Here is a 24,468-nt window from a genome sequence, read left to right as displayed (position 1 = left end):
TCAGAGACCGACGACGGCGGGGAGGCAACCGATGTGCGGAATCTCGACATCGCGATAGTTCGCGTTCGACGGTTCGTGCCCGCGCCCGACGAAAACGCGGCAACCGAAGCCGAGATCGGTGGCGGTGTTCTGGTCATAACGGAAGCTGGAAGAGACGTGCATGCCTTCTTCCGGACCCCAGCCGATCTGGTCGAACATGTATTCGAACGCCTGCATGCGCGGCTTGTAGGCCTGTGCGCTTTCGGCGGTGCAGACCTTGTGGAATGTCGCGCCCAGCTTCTCGACGTTCGACATGATCTGTTCGTTCATGGCGTTGGACAGGATCACCAGCGGGATCTTGTCGCAGATCTTCGAAAGGCCGCCCGGCACGTCGGCGTGCGGACCCCAGGTGGGGACGGCTTCATAGACCGCGTCCGCATCCTCGACGCGGAATTCCACGCCCCACTTCTTCGAAGCACGCTCCAGCGATTTGCGGATAAGCTCGCGATAGGGCTGCCACGGGCCGAGCACTTCGTCGAGGCGATAGGCGCTCCAGTCCTTGCAGAACTTGGGCAGCGCTTCGGCCGGAAGACGGTCGGCGTAGAAGTTCGTGGCCATCTCGGTCATCCGGAAACGGGTGAGAGTGCCATAGCAGTCGAAGCTGATGAACTTCGGGATGAAAACGGCGGTATTGGGGCTGGTCATGGTCCCGTCACTTTTCCCTGTTGCGCACGGCTTGATCCGTGGGCTTCGTCAATTGCGATATGGCCATGTCCGGCGCGCAACATGTTCCCGATTGCTGCGCCAAGGCGTGACCTTGTGCTGCGATTCCCGCTGCGAAACGGCATAGCATGCCGCGGCCCTAGTATCCCCTGCCGCGATCGATTTCGCCGGCAAGCGGCTCGCCCGCCAGTTCGCGGCGCAGATTGGCGATCAGCGAGTGGACCGCGGTCTCCTTACGGGTCACGCCGGCAATATGGGGCGTAAGGAAAATCGCCGGATGTCCGTAGAATGGATGCGCGTCGGGAAGCGGTTCCGGATCGGTTACGTCGACGAAGGCATAGAGCAGTTGCCCGCTGTCCAGCGCGGTGAGGAGATCGTCCTGTACCAGATGCCCGCCGCGCGCCACGTTGATCAGCGAGGCGCCGCGCGGCATTTTTGCGAAAAGGTCGCGGCACAGAATGCCGCGCGTGTCGTCGGTAAGCGGCAGCAGGCAGACAAGGATATCGACCTGGCCGAGAAAAGCATCGAACTCGTCCTGCCCCGCAAAGCATGTCGCGCCGGGCACTTCGACGCGGCTGCGGCTCCACCCCAGCACGCGAAAGCCCAGCGGGGAAAGACGCGCGATGGAGGCGCGGCCCAGTTCGCCAAGCCCCATGACTCCGACCGTGCGTTCGCTGCAGAGCAGGACATCCTGCGGATCCCATCGGCCCGCGCGCTGGCTTGCGATATAGAACGGCAGGTCGCGGTGCAGCGAAAGCGCGGCCATGGCCACGAATTCGGCCATGGTGTTGGTAATGCCGCTTTCGATCATGCGCACCACCCGCACATGCGGCGGCAGCAGCGACAGATCGAGTTGATCCACACCCGCGCCGATGCTGAACAGGATTTCGAGGTTGGGCAGGCTGGCGACGAGTTCGGGCGTCAGCGTCCATGCGATGAGATAGCGGATATCCGCAGGATCGCCGACATCGGGCCAGCAGCGGAAGTCGGTGCCGGGCATCTCGCGCGCCACGATTTCCTGCCACAGGGCGCCGCGCTCCGCATCGCCGGTATGGAGTATGGCCGTCATCTTGCAGGTTTTCCTTTCTTGCGCGAACGCCACCACGCCAGCGGGCCGCTGATGGCAAGGAACAGGAGCCCCGCTGCCACCGCGAGCATCAGCCAGCGACCGCCCGATCCGGCAATCGTGCCGGTGTGGACGGGCAGGGTGTAAGTCCAGAGTGCGTCGTTCGCTTCGTATGGCGTTGCCGAAACCACGCTGCCATCGGCGGTGCTTGCGACAACGGTATCGACTGCCCATTCGCCGCCGCGCGGGGCGAAGAAGTTGACGGCCAGCGAACCGTCGGGCCGGAAACGCACATCGCGCGGGCGCGCATCGGGAAACCGGCCCTGCGCCGCTGCAAATGCGCGATCGATGTGTGCAGGGACGAATGCGGGCTGCGGGGCGGAGTGCGTGCTGCCGAAATCGAGACTGGGAACGCCGGTCAGCACGCCGGTCAGGCTGGTGACGAACAGGGCAAGGGCAAGCAGCGCGCCGCTACTGCGATGCCATGCGCGCAGTTTCAGGCGCTTTGGCGTGCGTGCCGGGATGCGCAGGGCCTGCATCACCCGATGGTGACCCGGCCACCAGTGCCACAGTCCGGTGAGGGCAATCACCACCAGTGCGAGACCGTAGAGGCACACGACGGCAAGGCCCCAATTGCCGTTGTTCAGCCGGAAATGGAGCTGGAGCGCGGCTTCGAGCGGGAAATGCCAGAGCGTTCCTTGCTCAAGCACTTCGCCGTTACCGGGATCGAGCAAGGCATGGCCGAGGGAGCCGCTGGTGCCTTCCAGTTGCGCGAAGGCAGTGCCGTTCGGCGTGACGGGAAGGAAGATACGTGTCAGGCGCTTGTCCGGTTGCGCGCTTTCGGCGCTGGCTATCATCTGCGATAGCGGAGCCATCTCTCCTGCCGCCGAGGTGCGGGACGGTTCGATCAGCGCGGACAGGTTATTGCGGTAGAGCAGGGCAGCACCCGTCACCGCCTGCAAAATCAGGAACGGCGCGAAAGCCAGTGCGATCCAGCGGTGAATTGCAAGTAGGGTGCGCGGTTTCATGAGGGCGCGACCATATCGGGAAAAGGCGAAGCCGCCGATCCGATTTGGAACCGGACCGGCGGCTTGCTTGGGGATGGATCAGAAGAAGAAATCGATCCGACCGGTAACTGCGCGCGGTGCGCCGGGCATCACCCACCAGCGGTGGTAGGATGCCGGGTAGTATGTTTCATCCAGCAAATTGGTGACGTTGACACTCAGGCGAACGCTTTCCGACGGCTCGTAGGAGGCCATTGCACGAACCAGAGTGTAGCCGGGCAGATAGAAATCGACGCCCGTTTCGCCCAGACGCTTGCTGACATAGTTCACGCCGCCGCCGATCGATGCCTTGCCGGCCGTGCCAAGGTCGAAGGCTTTGGTGATCAGCAGGTTTGCCATGTGTTTGGGGATGTTGATCAGCGGATCGCCGGGATTGATCGCGAGCTCGAAGTCCTTGTCCTTGCTGGCTGAATCCCATTCGGCATCGGTGTAGGCGTAGTTCGCAGTGATCGAGAAGTCGCCCGGCAGCCGTGCAGTGATGTCCGCCTCAAGCCCCTTGCTCTTGGCCGAACCGGCAGCGATCGACTGGCCGGAACCACCGGGGTCCGCAGTCAGGATGTTCGACTTCTTCATCGAATAGACGGCGAGGGTGGCGTTGATAGCCTCGTCGCTGGATGCGAAGCGAAGACCTGCCTCATAGGACGTGCTGGTTTCGGGCGTGAACGTGTCGCCGTCGGGGTCGACGCCGCTGTTCGGGCGGAAGCCTTCGCCATAGGCGGCATAGAAGCTGAGCGTGTCGGTCAGCTCGTAGAGCCCGCCGACCGTCGGGCTGAAGCGTTCCCTGATATTGCGAGTGACGACAGCCGGCCCCGGCTCTGTAGCCAATTCGGGGCGGTGATCGATGAACAGCTGGTTGAAATGATCGAAGCGGCCGCCGAGGCGCAGCTTGAGCCGTTCGGTGATGTCGATCTGGTCCTGGAAGTAGATGCCCCAGGACTTCTGCTTCTCGTCGGAAACCTGAACGTATTGGGTGCCCGGTGCCGGCGGGATCGGATTGGGAAGCTGGCCGTACACCGGATCGAAAATGTTGATCGCATTGTTCGCGGATGTGATCGGCGATCCGGCGACATAAATGGCAGGGCGGATGCGCGTCTGGAACAGGTCCAGCTTGAACTCGTCGTAGTCCGCGCCGACAAGTACGTGGTGGGTCAGCGGGCCGGTATAGAGCTTGCCCGAGATTTCGCCGCGGATCGTCTTGTTGGTTGTGTCGTAATCGCGATAACGACGCTGGCGGGCGAGATTCTCGCCGTCGTTGTCGATGATCTGGCGGTTTCCGGCCAGTTCCGCGTCGGAGGAATAACCTTCGAAGCTGGTGTCGCGATAACCCGCGCCGATCAGGAAGAACCAGTCACGCGACAGCTGCTGCTGGAACTGGAGCTGGTGGCCAAGCACGTCGACTTCGGTTGGGCCGTCGCCCGGTTCACCAAGGAAGCGCGAGTTGGGGATAACGCCCAGTACGCCGTCGACCGAAACTACACCGCGTTCGAACGGCACGTTGTTGTCGACATACTCCATCTCGTAACTGATTTTCGTCGAACTGGTCGGCGCCCACAGGATCGACGGCGAAGCGACCTTCTTGTCCGAATTCACAGTGTCGCGGAACGAACCGGCATCCTGTGCCGCACCGTTGACGCGAATGGCCAGAGTGTCGCTCAGCACGAGGTTGTAGTCGCCTTCGACGCGGTAGGTGTTGAAGCTGCCCGCCGAAATCGCGAAGCTGCCGAAGGTGTCGCTAAGATCGGCCTTCTTGGTGATGATGTTCACCGTACCGCCCGGTTCACCGCGGCCGAAGACCGCGCCGTTCGGGCCTTTCAGGATCTCGATGCTCTCGATGTTCGATGCATCGCGCGGGCCGCCGTAGCCGCGACCGCCGTTGAACCCGTTGACAAGGAAGCCCGACGGGAAGTTCTCGTCACCCGCGAAACCGCGAATGGCGAACGAATCCCACAGGCCGCCGAAGCTGTTCTGGCGTGAAATGCCGCTGGCAAGGTCGAGACCTTCGGCAAGACCGGTGATGTTGAGTTCCTTCAGGACCTCGCCATCCAGCGTCTGAACCGTCTGCGGCAGTTCGGCGAGCGGTACGTCGCCGCGATATTGCTGACGCAGTCCCGTGACGACGATTGCGCCGTCGTCTGCGGTCATTTCGGCATCCTGTGCCGAAGCGGTGGCTGGGAATGCGATCGTCGCCGTGCCGGTGACGAATGCGGTGATAAGTGCGGACTTCCAAGTCGTCATTGTCTGACCCCTCAAATGGAAAATGAAACCAGGTCCTGCGATCTTTTACGGGTTACTTGGCCGGACTTTCGGGGATCCCTCGTTTCCCGTCCCTTTGGTCCAGCTATCCCTCTCTTTCTATGCTGCAGACTATGGATACCTCTTACGAATGATCGATTGAAACAGGGGGTGCGGACAGCCGAAAATGACGAATTGGAGACATTCCCCGCGCAAAATGCTGCGGACCGAAACATTCCCCCGCGCAACAAAACGGCCGGATCCTGGGGATCCGGCCGTAGATTGTTTCGGCTGTGGCCCGATGGGCCTTATGGTCGGCAGTACTCAGAGATACTTGAGCCACCAGATATCCTTGCGCCGCTGCTTCAACCCTGCGAACCAGCGGGTCGGGAAATAGAGCACCGGGATCAGGATTAGCACCCAGAGCCAGACGGTCGACAGGTTGTCGACGCCGAACACGGTGCCCTTGGTCGGGCCGTACATCGCCAGCGCGACATTGTAGATCACCTTCAGCGCGTAGAGATGGACGACGTAGAAGAACATCGGCGCGCCGCCGAAATAGGCGAGGTGCGGTAGGATCGCGTTGTCCTGATACTTCTCGAACAGGGCAAGCAGCAGGCAGCCGACGCCGACGGTGGGCATCAGGAACAGCAGCGAGGGCGGATACTTGGTGAGCGCAAGAAAGCTCATCGTCGTGCGCAGGCTGTCTTCGCCCACGAACCATGGCTTGTCGCCGTAGAAATTGAGGAAGCGGATCACGACGAAGCCGATCACCAGCGCAAGACCAAGGCGGACAAGACGGCGAATACGGTCGACCGGAGCTGCATCGCGGCCGAACCACGGGCCAGAGGCATAGCCGAGCAGGATCACACCGATCCACGGCAGGACCGGATAAGTCGTCTTCGCCATCAGGCCGCCACCGATCTCGAACATCTCGCGCTGGTGCAGCATGGCCCAGGGGATGAAGAACGGGGAATCGGGCGAGAAGCTGATCGGATCGAGCAGGTTGTGCAGGCACACGATGGCAAGGCCGACCACGATCTGCGCCATGCGGGGCAGGTGGATCAGCGCGGACAGCGCGATCATGCTGACGCCGATGGCCCAGATGACCTGAAGCCAGAAGTTCGGCGGCGGGAAGCCGAGCGGCTGTGTCGGCCAGGCATAGCCGACCACCGTGACTTCAAGGAACAGCAGGAACAGGCCGCGCGTGAACAGGAATTTCGTGACTTCCTGCTTCGTATGCGACTGTCCGTAAAGGTAGGCGGACAAGCCCGTCAGAGCAACGAAAGTCGGTGCGCAGAACGTGGAGAGGAGCCGGGTGAAGAACAGGCCCGGATCGGTTGTGGCAGCGTCCACCGGGTCGGTAACCTGCAGGTGCAGGAACCACGTTTCGCGAACGTGGTCGACCAGCATGAACAGCATGACCAGCCCGCGCAGGGCGTCGATCGCGATAAGGCGCGTGCGCGCTTTTGCCGCGGGAAGCGTTGATGGCGGCGGCGGTAGCGTTTCCGCGCCCATGGGGTGCGTGATGGTGGTCATGTCTGCTCTCCTCCCTCTCCGCCGTTACGGGCGGTAGAGATCCTTGTAGAAGCCCGACACCTTCAGCGTGATCGTCACCGGGGTGTCGCCCTTGTTGCGCCAGTACCAGCCGTGGCTGCCCTCTATCGGGGCGACGAAGGTGCCGGTCTGCGACGTGGCTTCCTTCTCGATCCAGTAGCTGGTGAATTCGTCTTCCGCCGCGTTTGGCGGTTCGCCGTGCATGTCCACCTTCACCGGGCCGGTCGATTGCCAGTCGAAGGTGTAGCCGTCGCCCTTCATCATGTGGGCCTTGACCTCGATCCCGCTGTGCGGGGCGAGTTCGATGACCTGCTCGTCCTGACGGAAGGGCGTGGTGTTTTCCATCGTGGCGCGGGTGGGTGCCGCGATGCCGGGGGCGGCGGGGGCGGCGGCAGGCGTCTCCATTTCGGCCGCTTCGGCCGTGCCCATGCCGGCAATGCCGATGGCACTGCCGACGCCGGTCGGGTCGATGCCGGCCTCGGCGGGAAGGACGAAGAGCACCACCACGGCACTCGCCACGGCCAGTGCGCCGAGCGAGGCCTTGGCAAGGGCAGCAGGAGATGCGTGCGCGGTTGGCGGAACGGTGGATGCATTCATGTCAGGCCCCTTGGGTGAAATAGCCTGTCAGCTGGTAGCCGACCAGGATGAAACCGGCGCACATCAACGCTGCGTTGGCGGCGATGGCACTGCGCTGGAACGAAGGCGAAAAGCGCCACAGGTTCATGGCGATGAGGATGATGCCGAGGGCCATGAACTGGCCCATCTCCACCCCGATGTTGAAGGCGAGGAGGTTGGGGATCAGTCCGTCCTGAGACAAGGTCAGGTCCTGCAGCTTGGTGGCAAGGCCGAAACCGTGGAACAGGCCAAAGACCAGCACCGCCGCCTTGGGGTTCGGACGCCAGCCGAACACGGTGGTAAACCCGTCCAGGTTGTCGAACGCCTTGTAGGCCACCGAAAGCCCGATGATCGCATCGACGATGTACGGGTTGGCGCGGATATCGAAGATCGTGCCGACCAGCAATGTCGTGCTGTGCCCGATGGCGAACAGCGTGACGTAGATGCCGACGTCCTTCATCCGGTAGAGGAAGAAGACGACACCGGCGAGGAACAGCAGGTGATCGTATCCGGTCACCATGTGTTTGGCGCCCAGGTACATGTAGGGGAATATGTTGATCCCCTTGGCGCCTTCGATGAAGGCCTGGTCGCTTTCCGCCACGCCATGCGCGCGGGCGATCCCGGCGATGGCGAAGCAGGCAAGCGTTGCTGCGGCGGTGGCAAGGCTGCGAGCCATGCCGCCGCCGCAGCGCGCGAGGAGGGTGGGTGGAGAGAAATTCACCCTGCGGTCCTCACTTGACCTGGAAGGTGGCGAAAGTCTTCGCCGCCTGTCCCTTTGCGACAAGCGATACGACAACCTTCGAACCCGAAGCAGGCTTAAGACCGGCTGCGGTGAAGCGGTTGCCGGCGGCTGCCTTCATCACGGTCGTCGTCTTCTGGCCCGCAGGCGTAGTCACGATCAGCTTGGCATCGTACTTGCTGGCGGCCAGAGGTTCGTCTTCCTCGGTGATGTAGACGTCGACGCCCTTCGCGCCCTTCACCAGTTCGAACAGCACTTCGCCCGATTCCTGCACGACGCCGCCGTGCGAGGGTTTCATGCTGCCGTGGGCGAACGCGGGGGCTGTCAGCCCTGCGACGAGCGAGGCGGCGATTGCGATTGTGAAGATGGCTTTTTTCATTGGTTTATCTCCTGAAATGTCTGCGATCATTCAGTCTTTATCACTCGGGAAGATGCGGCAGCGTGAACGAAAGCGTCGCGCGCTCTTCCATCCTGTCGTACTTTTTCGGATTGTCGCTGCCGGTGATCAGGATGCCGACCACGACGTTGAGACCCTGGTTGCGCAGGCGGATCGTGGTCGTGCCGTCGGCGCCGGTCACGGCGGGCACTTGGTCGGGATCGGTCACGTATTCGCTTACGATCTGGACGCCTTCGACCGGTTTGCCTTTGTAAAGGGCCTTCACCATCAGCGGCGCGCCCATGGCTTCGGGGACCGGACCCACCGGCATGATCTGTAGTGTCTGGCTGGGGATCACCGGCACTTTCGCGTCGAGTTGATAGAGGTGCACGGCATACTTGAAGTTGTGCTCGGAAACTTCGATCTCGCCCGACACTTCATCCTTGCCAGTATTGTGCCACTTGCCGGTCGCGTCCTTGGTCCACATGCCGTAATCCATTGCGGCGGCGATGACGGAAACTGGCTCATCACTGTCGACCACCGGAATGGCGCCCGCAACGCGCAGGCTGGTTTCGACCGGGTTCCCTTCGGAATCAAAGCCTTCGACCGACGTGATCTTGTCGAGGCGGCCCACCGCATCGAGATCGTCCGCACCCACACCGTAAATCAGCGCCATCTGCTTGGCCCGCTGGGCAAACCAGATGCTGTGTGCCTGGGCAGGGACGGTGCCTGCCAATGCGGCAAGGGCAGCGATGCTGCACAGGGCGGTGGAAAGGCGCTTCGACTTCAGGTGCATGGACTCGCTCCGTTACGAATGTTTCGCTGTTACGGACTGTGCGCCATCGTTCCGGCCATTGTTGCCGATTCTACGTGGCCAAATGCGGTTTTCATGCTGGCAGTGTCTTCAATCCGACATATTCGCCCATGTGCGGGGGATCGCCCCGATGCCCGCCATGCAGACGAAATCGCGGCATTTGGGTCGGATAGGCGCGTGCGTCACGGCGCGAGTCGGGTGGCGTACCCGCTACGCTATCCGATGCCGTGTTTATTTTCGGGGATGGGCCAATAATGGTGCCCGGGGGCGGATTCGAACCACCGACACTGCGATTTTCAGTCGCATGCTCTACCAACTGAGCTACCCGGGCATCGCCTTGCGGCAAGCCGCGTCGCGGAAGGGGCGGTGAAGCGCCCGGCGACGGGAGCGCCGCCTATGGCCAAAGCTTTGCCGCCTGACAAGACCCTATTTATCTAAAGTTCGTCCTCTTCCTTTGGCGAAGGCAAATTCGCCCGCTCGCCCGGAATGGCATAGCCGTCGTCCAGCCATTTCACGAGATCGCGGTCGCGGCAGCGCGACGAACAGAACGGGGAGTGTTCGGCCGCTCTTGGTTTGCGGCAGATGGGACATTTCCGGTTTGCGCTCATGACAAAGCCGCCTGCGCGAAACCGGCTTCGGGCGCAAGGGTCGGGTCGGTCACGATGCGCAACTGACGCCCGGTGCGGCGCGAAAGGTCTTCCAGCCATTGCGGACGAAGCGCCTTTTCCACCGAAGGATGGCACGTGAGCAGCAGCACGCCGGGATCGGTTATCGATTCCGCCCTGCGGAGCAGCAGGCGAGCCGCGGCACCGGACCGGTCGGCACCGATGCGTTGCAATAATGACGGTCCGCTCAGGCGCGAGACGACCTGCACGAATCCGAATCCGTTCATCGCCGTCCGTTCATGTGACAGGAACGAGAGCGCCTGTTCCAGTGCCTCGTCCACCGCGCGGCGATCCGCCTTTTCCGACAAGGTGGGAAAATCAATGCCGACCGATCCGCCGATATCGAACCGCGCGATCGCATCGGCGATCACCGGCACGGCCGCCAACGCAAGCGCGCGGGGCGGCAGGGTGCCGTCGATGTCGATCAGTGTCATCGCAGGCGTGGGGGACAGGACGATTGCGCCGCCGGCAAAAGCGATGCGGCCGTCGGCAGCCTCTGCCCAAAGCTCTTCCCAGTCGGTGCCCGGAAAGCGGCGCACCGTCCTTGCGGTTTCGCCAGCATCACGCAGCCTCTCGGCCAGCGTTGGCGCGGGGCAGGGCGTTTTGGTGCTGGGGCGGGCCTGCGCAAGTTTGCGGCGTCCTGCCTCACCGATGGCCGCGCGCACCACTTCAAGTGTAATCGGCCCGCCTTCGGCAGCGTCGCGGGGCAGCTTGTCGACCAGCACGTCCGTGCCGTCATCCAGCCTTGCGGTGCCGCGTCTGGCCCCTGTGGTGCGCGACACGAGCTTTGCCGTCACCACAGCCCCTGCGGCCAGTTCGCCCGGCCATGTCACCTTTGCCGCGACGATGCGGTCGCCCTCGATCCGGATCGCGCGCTCCTCGCCGATCCCGTCCTCGACAAGCCAGTCAGCCAATCGGAAATCCCGCAGCGCGTAGCAGGGCGCGCGTCTCGAACAGGGGGAGGCCGACGACGCCGGAATGGCTGCCCTCAATCCATGCGATCAGCCCCTCGGCCGAACCCTGAATGGCATAGCCGCCCGCCTTGCCGTGCCATTCGCCGCCGGCGACATAGGCATTGATCTCGTCCGGATGCAGGTTCTTGAAGCGCACCGACGTTTCGGACAGCCGCTCACGCACCGTGCCGTCCGGTGCGCGCAAGGCGATGGCAGACAGTACGCGGTGCCGACGCCCGCTCATCAATTGCAGGCACTGGCGGGCCGTAGGCTCGTCCTCCGCCTTGGGCAGGATGCGGCGCCCCACGGCGACGACCGTGTCGCCCGCCAGCACGTGCGCGTCCGGTCTGGCGGCGGCACACGCTTTCTCTCGCGCCATGCGGATGGCATAGGCGCGGGGCAATTCGCCCTTCAGCGGGGTTTCGTCGATATCGGCAGGTTCGATGCCGTCCGGTTCCAGACCCAGCCGCGCGATCAGTTCGCGGCGGCGCGGGCTGGCGGACGCCAGGATCAGGCGCAAGGACGCCACCGGCAACCCTTACTGGGGGCCGGGGCCGCCCCGTCCGGGCATGAAGCGGTAGGTGATGCGACCCTTGGTCAGGTCATACGGGGTAAGCTCGACAAGAACCTCGTCACCGACCAGCACGCGGATGCGGTTCTTGCGCATCTTGCCGGCGGTGTGACCCAGGATCTCGTGATCGTTTTCAAGCCGCACCCGGAACATCGCATTGGGCAGCAGTTCGACCACGTGACCGCGCATTTCGAGAAGTTCTTCTTTCGCCATAGTCGGGCTTTGCGCGCCCTTCCTTTCCGTATGTCGTCGCTGTTCAGGAATAAAATCGTGCGCGGGCCTTTAGCCGTACGGGCGGGAAATGGAAAGCCCAACCGCAATATTCGCTCTTCGCGCGCCACGCGATTCGTGAACTGCGACAATCTGATACGCGAGGCGACTTGTTTGGAGAGTGGCAAATCTCCAGCTATTTGCCAATGAAAACAGCATCCTTCCTACTGTCCGGGGTCGCCACCGCCCTCGCCATTGCCGTGGCTGCACCCGCCATCGCGCAGGACGAACTGGTCGTCGAGCCGGAAGACAATGAAATCGTCGTCTCCGCTTCCCGTATCCGCGGGTCGGTCGATGTGCCGCAGGCGCCGGTCGCGGTGCTGGATGAAGAGGAAATTGCGTCTTACGGCGCAAGTTCGCTGTCCGATCTGATCGAACAGATCGCACCCCAGACCGGATCGGCGCGGGGCAGGGGCGGCGGCAGCCCCGCGTTCCTTGTTAACGGCCGGCGCATCAACGGGTTTCGCGAAATGCGCAACTATCCCCCCGAAGCCATCCGCCAGATCGAGGTCCTGCCCGAGGAAGTTGCCCTGCGCTTCGGTTTCCAGCCAGACCAGCGCGTCGTGAACTTCATCCTGCAGGACAACTTCTCGTCCATCACCGGCGACATCGAATATGGCCTGCCGTCCGGCGGCGGATACGCGACGAACGAGATCGAAGGCTCGGTACTGCGCATCAATGGTGCGAACCGGCTGAACCTCGCGTTCGAGGCCGAAGACAGCTCGATGCTGACAGAGGCGGAGCGCGGGGTGTCCTCGATCGAATCGTCACAGCTTGTTGGTGATGCCGATCCGTCGGCCTATCGTTCGCTGGTCGCCGATACGCGCGATCTCCAGCTTAATGCCAACTGGTCGCGCGCGCTGGGTGAAGAGGGCCTTGGTGGAGATCTGAGCCTGAGTGCCACGGCCACGCGTTCGGACAGTCTTTCATGGCGCGGCCTGGACGCCGTGACGCTGACCGATGGCGAAGGCAACAGTGCCTATCGCACGCTCTACGATCCGCAATCGGGGTTCGGCCCGCGTATCCGCGAAAGCAAGAGCGAAGGGTTCGAACTGGGTGCGGGCTACAGCCGCCAGGTCGGCGACTGGCAATTGAACGCGACCGCCAATTGGGCGCATGACGAAACCCGCACGCTGACGGACGCGAGCGCGGATACGTCGGCGCTTCGCGAAGCGGTGCAGAACGGAACCATCGCATACGATGCCGACACGCAAACCCTCCTCGGCAGCGGCCTTGTCGGATCGCGCGACACCTATCGGGCGACTTCGAACACGGAAACGGCGACTTCGCTGGTGACCATGACTGGCCGCCCGGCGCAATTGCCAGCGGGCGAACTCGCGCTGGTGCTCAAGACCGGATACAACTGGAACAATATTCAGAGTGCCGATACCCGCAATTCCGACATCACGACGGACCTGACGCGCGGCGACCTCAATGGCGGATTCTCACTTGGCGTGCCGATCGCCAGCCGCCGGACCGGCGCATGGGATGCGATCGGGGACCTTTCGCTCGACCTTTCGGGCGGGGTGAACCATCTTTCCGACTTCGGAACCCTGTTCGATGGCAGCGCGGGACTGACATGGGGTGTGACGCGCAACCTCGACCTCAGCGCAAGCTACCTATACCGCGAAGCGGCGCCAACGCTGTCGCAGCTTGGCGCGCCGCAGATCGTGACGACGGGCGCGACCGTGTACGACTTCACGACCGGCCAGACCGTTATTGTCGACCTGCTTTCGGGCGGCAACCCGAACCTTGTCGCCGAAACGCAGAAGGACTGGAAATTCTCACTCAACTGGGACTTGCCGGTCTTGGACCGTTCGCGGTTCATCGCCGAATACTATGACGAGAATTCGAGCAACGTATCGTCTTCGTTCCCGGTCCTGACGCAGGCGATCGAGGCGGTATTTCCCGATCGCGTCGTCCGCGATGGCGAAGGCAACCTCGTGTCGATCGACCAGACGCCGGTGACTTTCGCAAGCGAACAGAGCCGCCGCATCCGTTATGGCATCGATGTTTCGGACAGGATCGCGGGCAAGGAGGATGAAGCGGGCGGTCGCGGAGAGCGTCGCGGGCCCGGCTTCGGACCGCCGGGCGATCGCAGCGGCGGGCGCTGGAATTTCGCGCTATACCATACCATCCGGCTGCAGGACGAAGTGCTCATCGGTGAGGACGGACCGCTGCTCGACCTGTTGGACGGCGATGCGCTGACCAGCAGTGCCAAGCCGCGCCACGAACTGGAGATGCAGGGCGGGCTGTTCTATAACGGCGTCGGCCTGCGGCTTTCCGGCAATTACTATGGTGCCAGCGAAATCAAGGGCAGTGGCACCAGCGGATCGACCAGCCTCGATTACCATCCGTACGCCACGTTCGATGCGCGCATCTTCGTCGATCTTGAACGGCAGTTCCAGGATGTCGCCTTCCTGAAGGGCAGCCGCGTTTCGCTCAGGGTCGACAACATTTTCAATGCCCAGCAACGGGTGACTGACGAATTCGGCGTCGTGCCGATCAGCTATCAGCCTGATTTCGTCGATCCCAAGGGCCGGTTTTTCGAGATCGATTTCCGCAAGCGGTTCTGAGTGGCGGCTCAGAACTCCATGTCGAGACCGATGCGCAGCATGCCATCGGTCTCGTCTTTCGCCTCGCCCAGCGCGAAGAGATAGCCGACGCCGACTTCCAGTTCGGGGCCGAGACCTTCGATCCCGAACTTCGCGGCGGGGCCGGCGAAATGTTCGGCGCGGGGGAGGAAATCCTTCGTGGTTCCCAGTTCGCCGAAGGCTTCGGCACCGACGCGGACTTCGCCGAATGCGGCAATGTCGGCAGATACCCCATATTCGAACTCGACCGGTTCGCCGCCTGCCAGTTCCTTTTCCGCGATGACGTTGAACCGGATATCAAGCGGGCCGCTGTCGCGCTGCATGATCAGCATGGCTTCCATCTGGTCCGTGCCGTCAAACACCACTTCGTATTCGCCCAGCACTGCGAACGCGAAACCGCCAGCCTCGCTAATGGCATACAGTGCTTCAAAACCAACAGCTTCGGCGTCGCGGGTCTGCCCCGGTTCCTTTTCCCATTCGCCGCTGATCGAAAACCGCAAGCTTTGCGAGACTCCATAGGCAATTTCGAGAAACAGCGCTTCCTTCCCGCCATCCTCTCCGCCGGCAAGCCGCCCCCAGCGCGCTTCCCCCTCCAGCTCACCCTGTTCGACATCCGCGCTGTAGATTTCCTGTCCAAGACCGGGCGCGGCCTGTGCGGGCAGGGCAAACGCGCATAGGGTGCCGGCCAGCATGCCGGCTGCGTATTTCTTCACGTATCTTCCCCCGTCCGTCTTTTCCTCGAAGTTCGGGGATAAATGGCAGCACGTCCGGCTGGAATTGGCCCTTGGTAGGAACGAGGCTGTTTCCTTTCCCGGCGCGGATTCCTATCTGGAACAACCATGTCGCGCACGGATGCCGGAACCCCGCCCACACCAACGGGCAGCGAACGCTTTCTCGAGGAGAAGGCGACGCACACCGTGCGCGGGTCGCAGCCGGATATAGAGGCAGGCGTCAACGCGATCCGCGAGGTGCTGCGCACGCTGAAGCCGAAACCCGGCGTCTACCGGATGCAGGATGCGCGCGGTGACGTGCTCTATGTCGGCAAGGCGCGCGCGCTGAAGAACCGGGTGGCGAACTACACGCAGGTCGAACGCCTGCCGCTGCGCCTGAAACGCATGGTCGCGCAGACGCGGTCGATGACGATCGTGACGACGAACAGCGAGGCGGAAGCGCTGCTGCTGGAGGCGCAGCTGATCAAGCGGTACCGCCCGCCGTACAACGTGCTTTTGCGCGACGATAAAAGCTTCCCTTTCATCCTGCTGCGTTCGGACCATTCCTACCCGCGCATCATGAAGCATCGCGGGGCGCGGCGGGCCAAGGGCAATTACTACGGCCCGTTTGCCAGCGCCGGTTCGGTCAACACCACGATCAATGCGCTGCAGAAACTGTTCCTGCTGCGGTCCTGTACCGACAGCTTCTTCTCGCGCCGCGACAGGCCCTGCCTGCTCTACCAGATCAAGCGCTGCTCGGCCCCCTGCGTGGGCCGTATCGACGAGGCGGGCTATGCCGAACTGGTGGGCGAGGCGAAGGATTTCCTCGCCGGCAAGTCCAGTGCGGTTCAGGCCAAGATCGAAAAGCAGATGGCAGCGGCTGCCGAAGCGCTGGATTTCGAAACCGCGGCCATGCTGCGCGACCGTTTACGGGCGGCGACTTTCATTCAGGGCAGTCAGGCCATCAACGCGGCAGGCGTGGGTGATGCCGATGTCTTCGCCATGGCCACCAAGGGCGGGCAGGTCGGCATACAGGCGTTCTTCATTCGCGGTGGCCAGAACTGGGGCCACCGCGCCTTCTTCCCCCGTCATACAGAGGGGCTGGAGGAAGAGACCGTGTTCTCCGCCTTCCTCGCCCAGTTCTACGAGGAAGTGCCGCCTGCCAAGACCATCCTCGTCGACCGAGAATTGCCCGACCGCGAATTGCTGGAAGAAGCCTTTTGCGAAAGCGCAGGCCGCGCCGTCGCGATCAGCGTCCCCCAGCGCGGCGACCGTCGCCGCTTGCTCGAACAGGCCAGCCGCAATGCGGTAGAAGCGCTGGACCGCAGGCTGGCCGAAACCAGCACACAGGCCGCGACCATGCGCGAGACTGCCGAATTCCTCGATCTGGCCGACATTCCGCAGCGGATCGAAGTATACGACAACTCGCACATACAGGGCACCAATTCGGTCGGCGCGATGATCGTGGCCGGGCCGGAGGGGTATCTGAAGAACCAGTACCGCAAGTTCAACATCCGCAAGGCGCAGACCAACGACGATTTCGGCATGATGCGCGAAGTGATGGAGCGTCGCTTCTCCCGCGCGATGAAGGAAGACCCGGACCGGGAGAGCGGCATGTGGCCCGATCTCGTTCTGGTCGACGGGGGCAAGGGGCAGGTGTCGGCGGTGATGGACACGCTGGAGGAACTCGGGATCGAGGACGTGAATGTCGTGGGCGTCGCCAAGGGGCCGCACCATGGCCGCGAAGGGCGCGAGGTGTTCCACTTTCCCGACGGGCGCGAAAAGACGCTGCCCACCAATTCGCCGGTGCTGTTCTATCTCCAACGGCTTCGCGACGAAGTGCACCGCTTCGCCATCGGCGCCCATCGCGCCAAGCGCAGCCGCGCCATACAGGCCAGCCCGCTGGACGAGATTCCCGGCATCGGTCCTGCGCGCAAGCGGGCTTTGCTGCTGCATTTCGGCACCGCAGGAAAAGTACGCGCGGCGGGGCTGGAAGACTTGCGCCGCGTGCCCGGCGTGTCGGCCGCCGTGGCGCGGCAGATCTACGATTTCTATCATCCCAATGGCTGAATGACTGGAACGGTAGGGAAATCGTTCCTACCTGACGGGCCTGAAGGGAGAATTTGAATGAGCAGCCTCGTAGGCCCCGACGAAGACGATCCTCACCGCAAGCCGCCGGTGCCAGACGAAGTACAGGACGCGATCCGCACGCTGATCCGCTGGACAGGCGATGATCCGGAACGGGAAGGTCTGCTGGACACGCCCAAGCGCGTTGCACGTGCGTGGAAGGAATATTGCCTCGGCTACAATGAAGATCCGGCCATTCACCTCAGCCGCATTTTCGAGGAAGTGGGTGGCTATGACGAGGTTGTTCTGCTGAAGGACATTCCGTTCCAGTCCCACTGCGAACACCACATGGCCCCGATCATCGGCAAGGCGGCAATCGCCTATCTGCCCAAGGATCACGTGGTCGGCATCTCGAAGCTGGCCCGCGTGCTTCACGGCTATGCCCGCCGGTTGCAGATCCAGGAACGCCTGACCGCCGAAGTCGCGCAGTGCATCTGGGACCACCTGCAGCCCCACGGCGTCGCCGTCGTGATCGAGGCAAGCCACGCCTGCATGACCGCGCGCGGCGTGCGGACCCCCGGCGTTGCCATGACGACAAGCCGGATGATGGGCACGTTCCTTGAGGATCAGCGCAGCCGGAAAGAAGTGCTGTCCCTGATGGGATACTGATTTCAGATCGCCTTCGGGCCTGTGCTCGGCTGCAAATCGCGGATCGATGCGCTTCCGGTGCTCACGTACTGAAGTACGCTGCGCTCCGGGTCACAGCGATCCACGATTTTCGCTGTCGCCCAGACCCAATTCCGACCTGAAATCTTCAGCGCGATACCCGTGCGCCGCCAGACTCTCCCGCACGCGGGCGAGGGCGGCAGCGTGGGGTTCGGGTTCTTCCAGCAGCGCGAAGCTGCCGGACACCACGAAACTGCAATGGCCGTGCACCACTGCGACGAGCGAGCGGGCAAGGCGCACCAGATCGGCATCGGTGCCCGCCGGGAGGACGGTGCGGATCTCGTCCTCGACGATCTGGGTCAGGCCGGCGCGGCGGTCCTTGTCCTCTTCGGGCAGGTCCAGCCCCTCTGGTAAACGGTGCGCGTAGATCGCCGACCATAATTCGGGCGACTCTTTGGCAAAGGCGAAATAGCCGTCGACCAAAGCGGCAATCCGGTCTTCGCCAGCGCTTTCCAGCCGATCGCGCAGAACCTGCGCCCAGACTTCGAAACTACGCGAATTGATCGCGACGATCAGGCCATCGACTGAACCGAAGAGGTTGGAGATGGTGCCGACCGAATATCCGACGCGCTTGGCGACTTCGCGACCAGAGAACTTCGCAAGCCCCGCCTGCGCCAGATGGGCGTGCCCCTCGCTAATGAAGAGCGCGCGCAGTTCCTCTCGCGTATGATCAGATCGGCGTCCCATGAGGAGCGCTCTAAACCAACAAATGAACACTGTCCAATAAATATATTGAACAGCGTTCATTAATCGGTTATCTCCGCCGCGACGAAGGGGAAGGACATTCGCGATGGAATGGATTGTCATCATTGGCCTGGCCGTGGCGCTGTACCAGTTGTGGCGCAGGGTCGAGCGGCTGGAGGAACGGCTCTCGATGCAGGAAATGCTGGGTCGCCGCCCTGTCGTTCCGGTCGAACAAGCGCCGACGACCGTGGCCGAACCGGTCGCGGCAGTCCCCGAACATCGCGAACCGGCGGTGGCGACTACGGTGCCGCGGGTAAAGCGCGCAGTCGCCCGCGTGACGGGGGTAGCGTCTGCCTTCACTACACCTTCCTACCAAGATGAAACGCCGCGCGAAAAGCCGGGCATTGCCTTCAATTTCGAAGACTTGTTCGGTCGCCAGCTGCCGATCTGGGCAGGCGGCATTACGCTCGCCATCGCGGGCTTTTTCCTTGTCATGTACGCAATCGAGCTGGGCCTGCTGTCGCCCGCCGTGCGCGTTCTGCTGGGCTTCGTTTTCGGCGGCGCGCTGATCGGCGGGGCTTTCGTGGCGGAGAAGATGGCAGATCGCATCGCCGACATCCGCGTTCCGCAGGCGCTGGCGGGTGCGGGGATAGCGACGCTCTATGCATGCTTCTACCTCGCGGGCACCGGCTATGGCCTGATCGGTGCGGGGTTTGCGTTCGCTGGTCTTGCTGCCGTGACGGCAGGCGCGATCTACCTGTCGTTCCGGTTCGGATTACCCTGCGCGGTGCTGGGCCTCTTGGGCGGGTTCGCCGCGCCGATGATGGTGTCGGCAGAAGAATCCAACCTGCCGATCCTGTCGATCTATCTCGCGCTCGTATCGGCTGGGCTGGTCCTGACCGGAAATCGTCAGCAGCGCCCCTGGCTGGGTGCGGCGGCGATGGGTGGCGGCTTGCTTTGGGGCCTGCTCCTGCTGTTCTCGCAGGACCTGACCTTTGCCGACCAGCTTTTCGTCGGTTTCTACCTGATCGGTGTCGGCGCCGTGCTACCGACGGCGTTGGGCGAAGTGCCGTTCCGCCACTGGCTGCGCGCTGGGGCAGGGGCCTTTGCTGCACTGCAGATGGCGATCCTGATCGATCAGGGCGGCTATTCGCTGCTGGCATGGGGGCTCTACATCCTGCTTGGCGGCGCGCTGGCCTTCCTTGCCTGGAAAAGGCATGAACTGCGCGATCCGCAGGCGTTGGCCGCCGCGATCGCGGTGTTCATGCTCGCGTTCTGGCCCAACCCGGAAGAGGCCGAGTTCGCCCTGATCGGCGCGGCCATGGCAGCGGTCTTTGCCGTGGTCCCGCTGTTCCACATCTGGCGGGGAGAGCGTTTGCGCGCGGATATCGTGCAGGTCGCCGGTTTCGCACCGGGCCTCGCGCTCGCCGCGACATGGCATTACGGTGATGTCTTTCACGATTTCCTGCCGGTACTGGGCGCGGTTTCGCTGGCACTGGCCGCGCTGCCCGCACTCGCTGCCTCGCGCCTTTCGCCCGATGGCGGCTGGAAAGTCCGGCTGCCGGAAACTTCGGCCGCGCTGACGGTCGTGATCGCGTTCTCGCAGGTTCTGCACGACAACTGGGGTGCGATCGCTTGCGCATCAGCGACCATCGGCCTCGCATTCGGCTTGCCGCGCCGCGTGTCGGCGGCGCGGACGTTCGCAGTCGTTGCCGCCGCATTTGCGGTCTATCCGCTGATCGCGTGGATAGGCAGCGGCCTCGACGCGATTGCCGGAGAGCCGTTCTACCTTTCCGATCTGGAAAAGTGGGGCGACACGCTACGCTACCTCGTGCCCGGAACGCTGGCATTCCTCGTCCTCGCGTGGCGACAGTCGGGCTTCGGTTCGCGCCATTTCACTCACGCCATGGCCGCGCTTGGCGGGGTAGGGGCGGTGATCGCACTGCACAGCTTCTACAAGCTGGTTTTCGCAATTCAGGGACCGGCAGGCTTCAAGCTCTACGGTCTTGCCGAGCGGACTGTCTGGGAAGCCGTGCTGGTCGCTGGTGCCTTTGCGCTGGTGCAGGCTAAGGACCGGTTCGCTTGGGCGCGCATCGCGGCGATTGCCTTGCTGGGCGCGGCGCTGGCGCATTTCGGGTGGTTCACGTTGCTGTGGCACAACCCGTTGTGGAACGCGCAGGCCGTGGGGCCGGTGCCTATCGCGAACCTCGCATTGGCGGCCTATGCCGTGGCGGTCGCGGCTCTGGCCGTGCTGAAACCGCTCGGCAATGCGGCTTGGCGGCGCGGGGCGGATATCGCGATCATGGCGCTGCTGCCGGTGCTGGCGATAACGTTGCTGCGACAGGCGTTCAGCGGATCAATCCTGACCGCCGTGCCGATGGGGCAGGGCGAGGACCTGCTCCGCTCGCTTGCCGGGATCGTGCTGGCCATCGGCTACCTGCTGTGGGGCGCGCGGGCAGAGGACCGGACGTGGCGCATCGGTTCGCTCGTCCTGATGATCCTCGCGGTGGGCAAGGTGTTCATCGTCGATGCCGCCGTGCTGGACGGGCTGGCCCGTATCGGCAGCTTCCTTGCCCTCGGCTTCAGCCTGATCGGGATCGGCTGGTTCTACTCGCGGATCCTGTCGCGGCCCAAGCCCGAGGACGCCACGCTTCAGCCCTCTGCGGGCTGAGGCGCGGCCAGTTCGATCAGACCGTCGATGACCGAGGGGTCCTCGATGGTCTGCGGCACGACGATCTCGTCGCCGTTCAGGATCGCGCGAAGCAGGTTGCGCAGGACCTTGCCCGAACGCGTCTTGGGCAGGGCATCGGCGAAGAACACGTCGCGCGGGGATGCGATCGGTCCGATATCCTCGCGGATGGTGCGCACGATGTCCTTTTTAACCGCGGGCAGGTCTTCGGTGCCGGGGCGGGTGATGACGAAAGCGACGGCCATTTCACCCTTCAATTCATCAGACGCGCCGACGACGGCACATTCGACGACTGCCGGGTGATTGGCGACGACTTCCTCCATCTGGCCGGTCGAGAGACGGTGTCCGGCGACGTTGATGATGTCGTCGGTGCGACCCATGATGTGGATGAAGCCATCCTCGTCGATCATGCCCGCGTCGCCCGTGGTGTAGTGGCCGGGGAAGTCGACGAAGCCCGATGCGAACTTTTCGGGGTTGTTCCACAGGGCGCGGAAATTGCCCGGCGGCAGCGGCTGTTCGATCAGCAGCGTGCCGACCTTGCCGGCGGCGGCATCCTCGCCCGCCTCGTCCTTCACCTTGAAGCGATAGCCCGGAACCGCGCGCCCTGCGCTGCCCGGCTTGATTTGCGTTTCGCCAAGCCCGAAGCAGGTGGCGATGGCGGGCCAGCCCAGTTCGGTCTGCCACCAGTGGTCGATGACGGGCTTGCCCAGCTGCTCTGCGATCCACAGGAGCGTGTCGGGATCGGCACGCTCGCCTGCAAGGAACAGCGCGGTCAGGCTGGCGAGGTTGGCCTTGGCAATGAATTCGCCGTCGGGATCGGCGCGGCGGATGGCGCGGATCGCGGTGGGCGCGGTGAACAGGACTTTCACCTGGTGCTTGTCGATCAGGTTCCAGAAGATGCCCGCATCGGGCGTGCCGATGGGCTTGCCTTCGAACAGGATCGTCGTCGCGCCAGCCAGCAGCGGGCCATAGACGATGTAGCTGTGCCCGACGACCCAACCGATGTCCGACGCGGCCCAGAAGACGTCGCCCGCCTCGATGCCGTAGATGTTCTTCATCGACCACGACAGCGCCGCGGCATGGCCGCCGTTGTCGCGAACGACGCCCTTGGGCGTGCCGGTCGTGCCCGAGGTATAGAGGATATAGAGCGGATCGGTGCTGGATACCGGCACCGGATCGACGGGGCTGGCCGCGTCGTAGGCCGCCTGCCAGTCGATGTCGCGATTGGCGACGAGATCGGCGTGAAGCTCCTCACGCTGGAGGATGATGGCGACGTCGGGCTTGTGCGAGGACAGCTCGATCGCCTTGTCGAGCAGGGGCTTGTAGGCAATCGTGCGCCCCGGCTCCAGTCCGCAGGACGCCGACAGCACAGCAGCAGGTTTGCAATCGTCGATGCGCTTGGCGAGTTCCGGCGCGGCGAACCCGCCGAACACCACCGAATGGATCGCGCCGATGCGTGCGCAGGCAAGCATGCCGAAAACCGCTTCGGGCACCATCGGCATGTAGATGACGACACGGTCGCCGGTCTTCACGCCCGCTTCGGTCAGCATCCCTGCCGTGCGCGACACCCGCTCCAGCAGGTCGATGTAGGTGTAGGTGGCAGAGCGGCCCGTGATCGGACTTTCGTAGATAACAGCGGCTTGCGATCCGCGCCCCGCCGCGACGTGGCGGTCGACCGCATTGGCGCAAGTGTTGAGCTTGCCATCGGGAAACCATGCGTCGGTGGTCGCGTCATGGGCGATGGTCGGCGCTTCGTTCCATTCCAGCGTATTCGCGACGTCCAGCCAGAAGCCCTGCGGGTCGCGGTCTGAGGTTTCGAAAGCCTTGGCGTATCCCAATTGGTCTCTCCATCAACGCGTCAACAAACATCGTTCGAACGGTAGTGGGGGCGTCCGGCAATCGAACGCCCCCGGGGTGTAGCATGGCACAGGCAGCAGTCCCTCCGCCCGGTTCATGACACCCTAGAAGCTGTACTTCGCCGACACCTGCACCTTTTGCATGTTGCCGTCTGCGCCGGCCTCGTTCTCCCGTTCGGCATACATGTATTCCACACCGACATCGAGCTTGGGAACGGGCGAGTAGATGATGTTCGCAAAGGCGTTCCAGACGGTATCTGTCGGCGATGTACCGGTCAGGTCCGTGGGGTTGTCCGCCTTGAAATAACTGCCGGCGATGGTCGATCGCGTCTTCTCGTTCCACACGTGGCGGAAAGCACCGAAGCCTGAATAGCTGGCAATCGCGTCCAGCTTGCCGGTCGACATGTCGATGGCCGCACCGTTCACGATGTTGAGCCCGACATAGCGGCCAAGCCCTTCGCCGGCGTTGACCATGAAGCGGAAGTCGTCGCTTTCGCCAATGCCGATCTTGCCCGATGCCGATACGCCGTAACCGATGACGCTGTCCGATCCGAGGGCGAAGTCGTCGTCCGTCACTTTTAGCTGGCGACCGATCGCGGCGATGGAAAAGGCGCTTTTCCCGACCTTCTTGTCATAGCGCAGCACGACATCGGGCAGGGCATCGTCGCCCGGCGTCACGCGGCCGCCAGATGCGGTGGTGATCGTCGCTTCCGGGTTCTCCACCGCGATGGAGAAACCGCTCTTCGTAGTATAGCGGACCAGCGGCTGGCGGATGAAGATCGTCCCCGGCGTGGTGCCGATGAAATCGACCGAATCGGGCAGGGCGCCCACGTTGAAGAAAGTCGACCAGGTCTGGCCCACGGTCCAGCCGTCATACGTAAGGAAGGCATGGCGGATGCGCGGTGTATAGGAATTGGTCGTCCGTTCGCCATCGCCGGGCGTGACCATGAAATCCATCTCGATCATCGAATTGAGCGGTTTGCCCATCACCGGGGTTGATGTGGAGATGTTGAAACGCGTCTGGCGTGCGCTCAGCTCCGTATCCCAGCCGGAAGAATCGCCGGTGCCGACCGGGATCGTGCTCGGGATCAGGAAGTCGCGCACGATATTGTCGTTCGCGAACTGGCCGGCGCTGGTGCGCTGGGAAATGGCATCGAGCTTGACGTAACCGCCGATCTTGAATGTGGTGTCGCCGATACGGAAGCCGGACTTGTCGGATGCCTCTACTGCGGCGACACGCGTTTCCAGTTCCGTCTGCTTCGTGGCGACGGCGCGGGTTTCGGCCACTGCGGCGCGCATTTCGGTGACTGCCGCGGCGTCGTCGGCGGTGGGAGCCTGCGCATCCATGCGGGCTTCCAGCGCCTTGATCATCGCCTCCAGCCGGTCGAGCCTGTCTTCAACCGAAGCCTGCGCATGGGCACTTGCCGGCACCAGCGCGGTGGCGGCAAGCAGGCTTGCGGCAATGGCCTTGTGGGCACCAAATTTGCGGAAACAGCCTTTCATTTCATCCCCTCCCCA

General features: G+C 63.3%; 21 protein-coding genes and 1 tRNA gene. 4 read left to right on the top strand and 18 right to left on the bottom strand.

The window, feature by feature from the left end:
• The 14 genes from A7A77_RS00435 to infA all read right to left on the bottom strand — a co-directional run bounded on the left by A7A77_RS00435 (position 1) and on the right by infA (position 11,567).
• A complete protein-coding gene (locus tag A7A77_RS00435) occupies positions 1–684 on the bottom strand; it encodes a haloacid dehalogenase type II (RefSeq protein ID WP_066552083.1) in 684 nt (227 codons plus the stop codon).
• Between the two features lie 157 nt (positions 685–841).
• Positions 842–1,771, bottom strand: coding sequence for a 2-hydroxyacid dehydrogenase (locus A7A77_RS00430; RefSeq protein WP_066552082.1), 930 nt, complete (start codon positions 1,769–1,771; stop codon positions 842–844).
• Entirely contained in the window at positions 1,768–2,796 is a 1,029-nt protein-coding gene (locus A7A77_RS00425) for a PepSY-associated TM helix domain-containing protein (protein ID WP_066552080.1), read from the bottom strand. The genes A7A77_RS00430 and A7A77_RS00425 overlap by 4 nt, the downstream gene beginning before the upstream one ends.
• 78 nt (positions 2,797–2,874) lie before the next feature.
• Entirely contained in the window at positions 2,875–5,067 is a 2,193-nt protein-coding gene (locus A7A77_RS00420) for a TonB-dependent siderophore receptor (RefSeq protein ID WP_066552075.1), read from the bottom strand.
• Positions 5,068–5,388: 321 nt separating this feature from the next.
• Positions 5,389–6,603 carry an acetyltransferase domain-containing protein gene (locus A7A77_RS00415; protein ID WP_066552073.1) on the bottom strand — a complete coding sequence of 405 codons (1,215 nt, stop codon included), beginning with the start codon at positions 6,601–6,603 and terminating at the stop codon, positions 5,389–5,391.
• Between the two features lie 24 nt (positions 6,604–6,627).
• Positions 6,628–7,218 carry a hypothetical protein gene (locus A7A77_RS00410; RefSeq protein WP_066552070.1) on the bottom strand — a complete coding sequence of 197 codons (591 nt, stop codon included), beginning with the start codon at positions 7,216–7,218 and terminating at the stop codon, positions 6,628–6,630.
• Position 7,219: 1 nt separating this feature from the next.
• Positions 7,220–7,912 carry a HupE/UreJ family protein gene (locus tag A7A77_RS00405; RefSeq protein WP_066552067.1) on the bottom strand — a complete coding sequence of 231 codons (693 nt, stop codon included), beginning with the start codon at positions 7,910–7,912 and terminating at the stop codon, positions 7,220–7,222.
• A 55-nt stretch (positions 7,913–7,967) separates the two neighbouring features.
• A complete protein-coding gene (locus tag A7A77_RS00400; protein ID WP_066552064.1) occupies positions 7,968–8,354 on the bottom strand; it encodes a hypothetical protein in 387 nt (128 codons plus the stop codon).
• A gap of 40 nt (positions 8,355–8,394) precedes the next feature.
• On the bottom strand, positions 8,395–9,147 hold the full coding sequence (locus A7A77_RS00395; protein ID WP_172799805.1) for a DUF4198 domain-containing protein: 753 nt from the start codon (positions 9,145–9,147) through the stop codon (positions 8,395–8,397).
• 273 nt (positions 9,148–9,420) lie between these two features.
• Positions 9,421–9,496, bottom strand: a tRNA-Phe gene (locus tag A7A77_RS00390).
• Positions 9,497–9,599: 103 nt separating this feature from the next.
• Complete coding sequence (gene yacG, locus A7A77_RS17370) at positions 9,600–9,773, bottom strand: DNA gyrase inhibitor YacG (protein WP_082835792.1); 174 nt, start codon at positions 9,771–9,773, stop codon at positions 9,600–9,602.
• The gene (locus A7A77_RS00385; RefSeq protein WP_066552062.1) at positions 9,770–10,744 is read right to left on the bottom strand and encodes an Rne/Rng family ribonuclease; all 975 of its coding nucleotides are present in this window, start codon (positions 10,742–10,744) and stop codon (positions 9,770–9,772) included. The genes yacG and A7A77_RS00385 overlap by 4 nt, the downstream gene beginning before the upstream one ends.
• On the bottom strand, positions 10,737–11,312 hold the full coding sequence (locus A7A77_RS00380; RefSeq protein WP_066552514.1) for a Maf family protein: 576 nt from the start codon (positions 11,310–11,312) through the stop codon (positions 10,737–10,739). The genes A7A77_RS00385 and A7A77_RS00380 overlap by 8 nt, the downstream gene beginning before the upstream one ends.
• Before the next feature lie 9 nt (positions 11,313–11,321).
• Positions 11,322–11,567, bottom strand: a complete 246-nt coding sequence (gene infA, locus A7A77_RS00375) for a translation initiation factor IF-1 (protein ID WP_047819892.1) — start codon at positions 11,565–11,567, stop codon at positions 11,322–11,324.
• Between the two features lie 203 nt (positions 11,568–11,770).
• Here infA and A7A77_RS00370 point away from each other — a divergent pair, with 203 nt between their 5' ends.
• Entirely contained in the window at positions 11,771–14,200 is a 2,430-nt protein-coding gene (locus tag A7A77_RS00370; protein ID WP_066552060.1) for a TonB-dependent receptor plug domain-containing protein, read from the top strand.
• Positions 14,201–14,208: 8 nt separating this feature from the next.
• On the opposite strand, the gene A7A77_RS00365 is transcribed toward A7A77_RS00370, so the two are convergent.
• A complete protein-coding gene (locus A7A77_RS00365; protein ID WP_066552058.1) occupies positions 14,209–14,931 on the bottom strand; it encodes a hypothetical protein in 723 nt (240 codons plus the stop codon).
• A 126-nt stretch (positions 14,932–15,057) separates the two neighbouring features.
• On the opposite strand from A7A77_RS00365, the gene uvrC reads away from it, so the two are divergent.
• Positions 15,058–16,998 (top strand): excinuclease ABC subunit UvrC, encoded by a 1,941-nt coding sequence (gene uvrC / locus A7A77_RS00360; RefSeq protein WP_066552056.1) that lies wholly within the window; start codon positions 15,058–15,060, stop codon positions 16,996–16,998.
• A gap of 57 nt (positions 16,999–17,055) precedes the next feature.
• The gene (gene folE / locus A7A77_RS00355; RefSeq protein WP_066552054.1) at positions 17,056–17,664 is read left to right on the top strand and encodes a GTP cyclohydrolase I FolE; all 609 of its coding nucleotides are present in this window, start codon (positions 17,056–17,058) and stop codon (positions 17,662–17,664) included.
• Positions 17,665–17,754: 90 nt separating this feature from the next.
• Here folE and A7A77_RS00350 read toward each other — a convergent pair whose 3' ends face one another.
• Positions 17,755–18,408 (bottom strand): TetR/AcrR family transcriptional regulator, encoded by a 654-nt coding sequence (locus A7A77_RS00350; RefSeq protein ID WP_066552053.1) that lies wholly within the window; start codon positions 18,406–18,408, stop codon positions 17,755–17,757.
• Between the two features lie 103 nt (positions 18,409–18,511).
• On the opposite strand from A7A77_RS00350, the gene A7A77_RS00345 reads away from it, so the two are divergent.
• A complete protein-coding gene (locus A7A77_RS00345; protein ID WP_066552051.1) occupies positions 18,512–21,076 on the top strand; it encodes a DUF2339 domain-containing protein in 2,565 nt (854 codons plus the stop codon).
• Here A7A77_RS00345 and A7A77_RS00340 read toward each other — a convergent pair.
• Together A7A77_RS00340 and A7A77_RS00335 are read right to left on the bottom strand one after the other, a co-directional pair.
• Positions 21,058–22,932, bottom strand: coding sequence for an AMP-binding protein (locus tag A7A77_RS00340; protein ID WP_066552050.1), 1,875 nt, complete (start codon positions 22,930–22,932; stop codon positions 21,058–21,060). The genes A7A77_RS00345 and A7A77_RS00340 overlap by 19 nt on opposite strands.
• Positions 22,933–23,055: 123 nt before the next feature.
• Complete coding sequence (locus A7A77_RS00335; RefSeq protein WP_066552043.1) at positions 23,056–24,453, bottom strand: DcaP family trimeric outer membrane transporter; 1,398 nt, start codon at positions 24,451–24,453, stop codon at positions 23,056–23,058.
• Positions 24,454–24,468 lie beyond the last annotated feature (15 nt).

Source organism: Croceicoccus bisphenolivorans, from assembly GCF_001634625.1.
In the GTDB taxonomy this organism is placed as follows: domain Bacteria; phylum Pseudomonadota; class Alphaproteobacteria; order Sphingomonadales; family Sphingomonadaceae; genus Croceicoccus; species Croceicoccus bisphenolivorans.
Note: the sequence above shows the minus strand (reverse complement) of the source record. Positions and strands in the feature narration are given on the sequence as shown.

Bases quoted from the DNA above. Each gene is read 5' to 3' on its own strand.
- A7A77_RS00435 (WP_066552083.1), bottom strand. From the start codon at position 684: ATGACCAGCCCCAATACCGCCGTTTTCATCCCGAAGTTCATCAGCTTC.
- A7A77_RS00430 (WP_066552082.1), bottom strand. From the start codon at position 1,771: ATGACGGCCATACTCCATACCGGCGATGCGGAGCGCGGCGCCCTGTGG.
- A7A77_RS00425 (WP_066552080.1), bottom strand. From the start codon at position 2,796: ATGAAACCGCGCACCCTACTTGCAATTCACCGCTGGATCGCACTGGCT.
- A7A77_RS00420 (WP_066552075.1), bottom strand. From the start codon at position 5,067: ATGACGACTTGGAAGTCCGCACTTATCACCGCATTCGTCACCGGCACG.
- A7A77_RS00415 (WP_066552073.1), bottom strand. From the start codon at position 6,603: ATGACCACCATCACGCACCCCATGGGCGCGGAAACGCTACCGCCGCCG.
- A7A77_RS00410 (WP_066552070.1), bottom strand. From the start codon at position 7,218: ATGAATGCATCCACCGTTCCGCCAACCGCGCACGCATCTCCTGCTGCC.
- A7A77_RS00405 (WP_066552067.1), bottom strand. From the start codon at position 7,912: ATGGCTCGCAGCCTTGCCACCGCCGCAGCAACGCTTGCCTGCTTCGCC.
- A7A77_RS00400 (WP_066552064.1), bottom strand. From the start codon at position 8,354: ATGAAAAAAGCCATCTTCACAATCGCAATCGCCGCCTCGCTCGTCGCA.
- A7A77_RS00395 (WP_172799805.1), bottom strand. From the start codon at position 9,147: ATGCACCTGAAGTCGAAGCGCCTTTCCACCGCCCTGTGCAGCATCGCT.
- yacG (WP_082835792.1), bottom strand. From the start codon at position 9,773: ATGAGCGCAAACCGGAAATGTCCCATCTGCCGCAAACCAAGAGCGGCC.
- infA (WP_047819892.1), bottom strand. From the start codon at position 11,567: ATGGCGAAAGAAGAACTTCTCGAAATGCGCGGTCACGTGGTCGAACTG.
- A7A77_RS00370 (WP_066552060.1), top strand. From the start codon at position 11,771: ATGAAAACAGCATCCTTCCTACTGTCCGGGGTCGCCACCGCCCTCGCC.
- uvrC (WP_066552056.1), top strand. From the start codon at position 15,058: ATGTCGCGCACGGATGCCGGAACCCCGCCCACACCAACGGGCAGCGAA.
- folE (WP_066552054.1), top strand. From the start codon at position 17,056: ATGAGCAGCCTCGTAGGCCCCGACGAAGACGATCCTCACCGCAAGCCG.
- A7A77_RS00350 (WP_066552053.1), bottom strand. From the start codon at position 18,408: ATGGGACGCCGATCTGATCATACGCGAGAGGAACTGCGCGCGCTCTTC.
- A7A77_RS00345 (WP_066552051.1), top strand. From the start codon at position 18,512: ATGGAATGGATTGTCATCATTGGCCTGGCCGTGGCGCTGTACCAGTTG.
- A7A77_RS00335 (WP_066552043.1), bottom strand. From the start codon at position 24,453: ATGAAAGGCTGTTTCCGCAAATTTGGTGCCCACAAGGCCATTGCCGCA.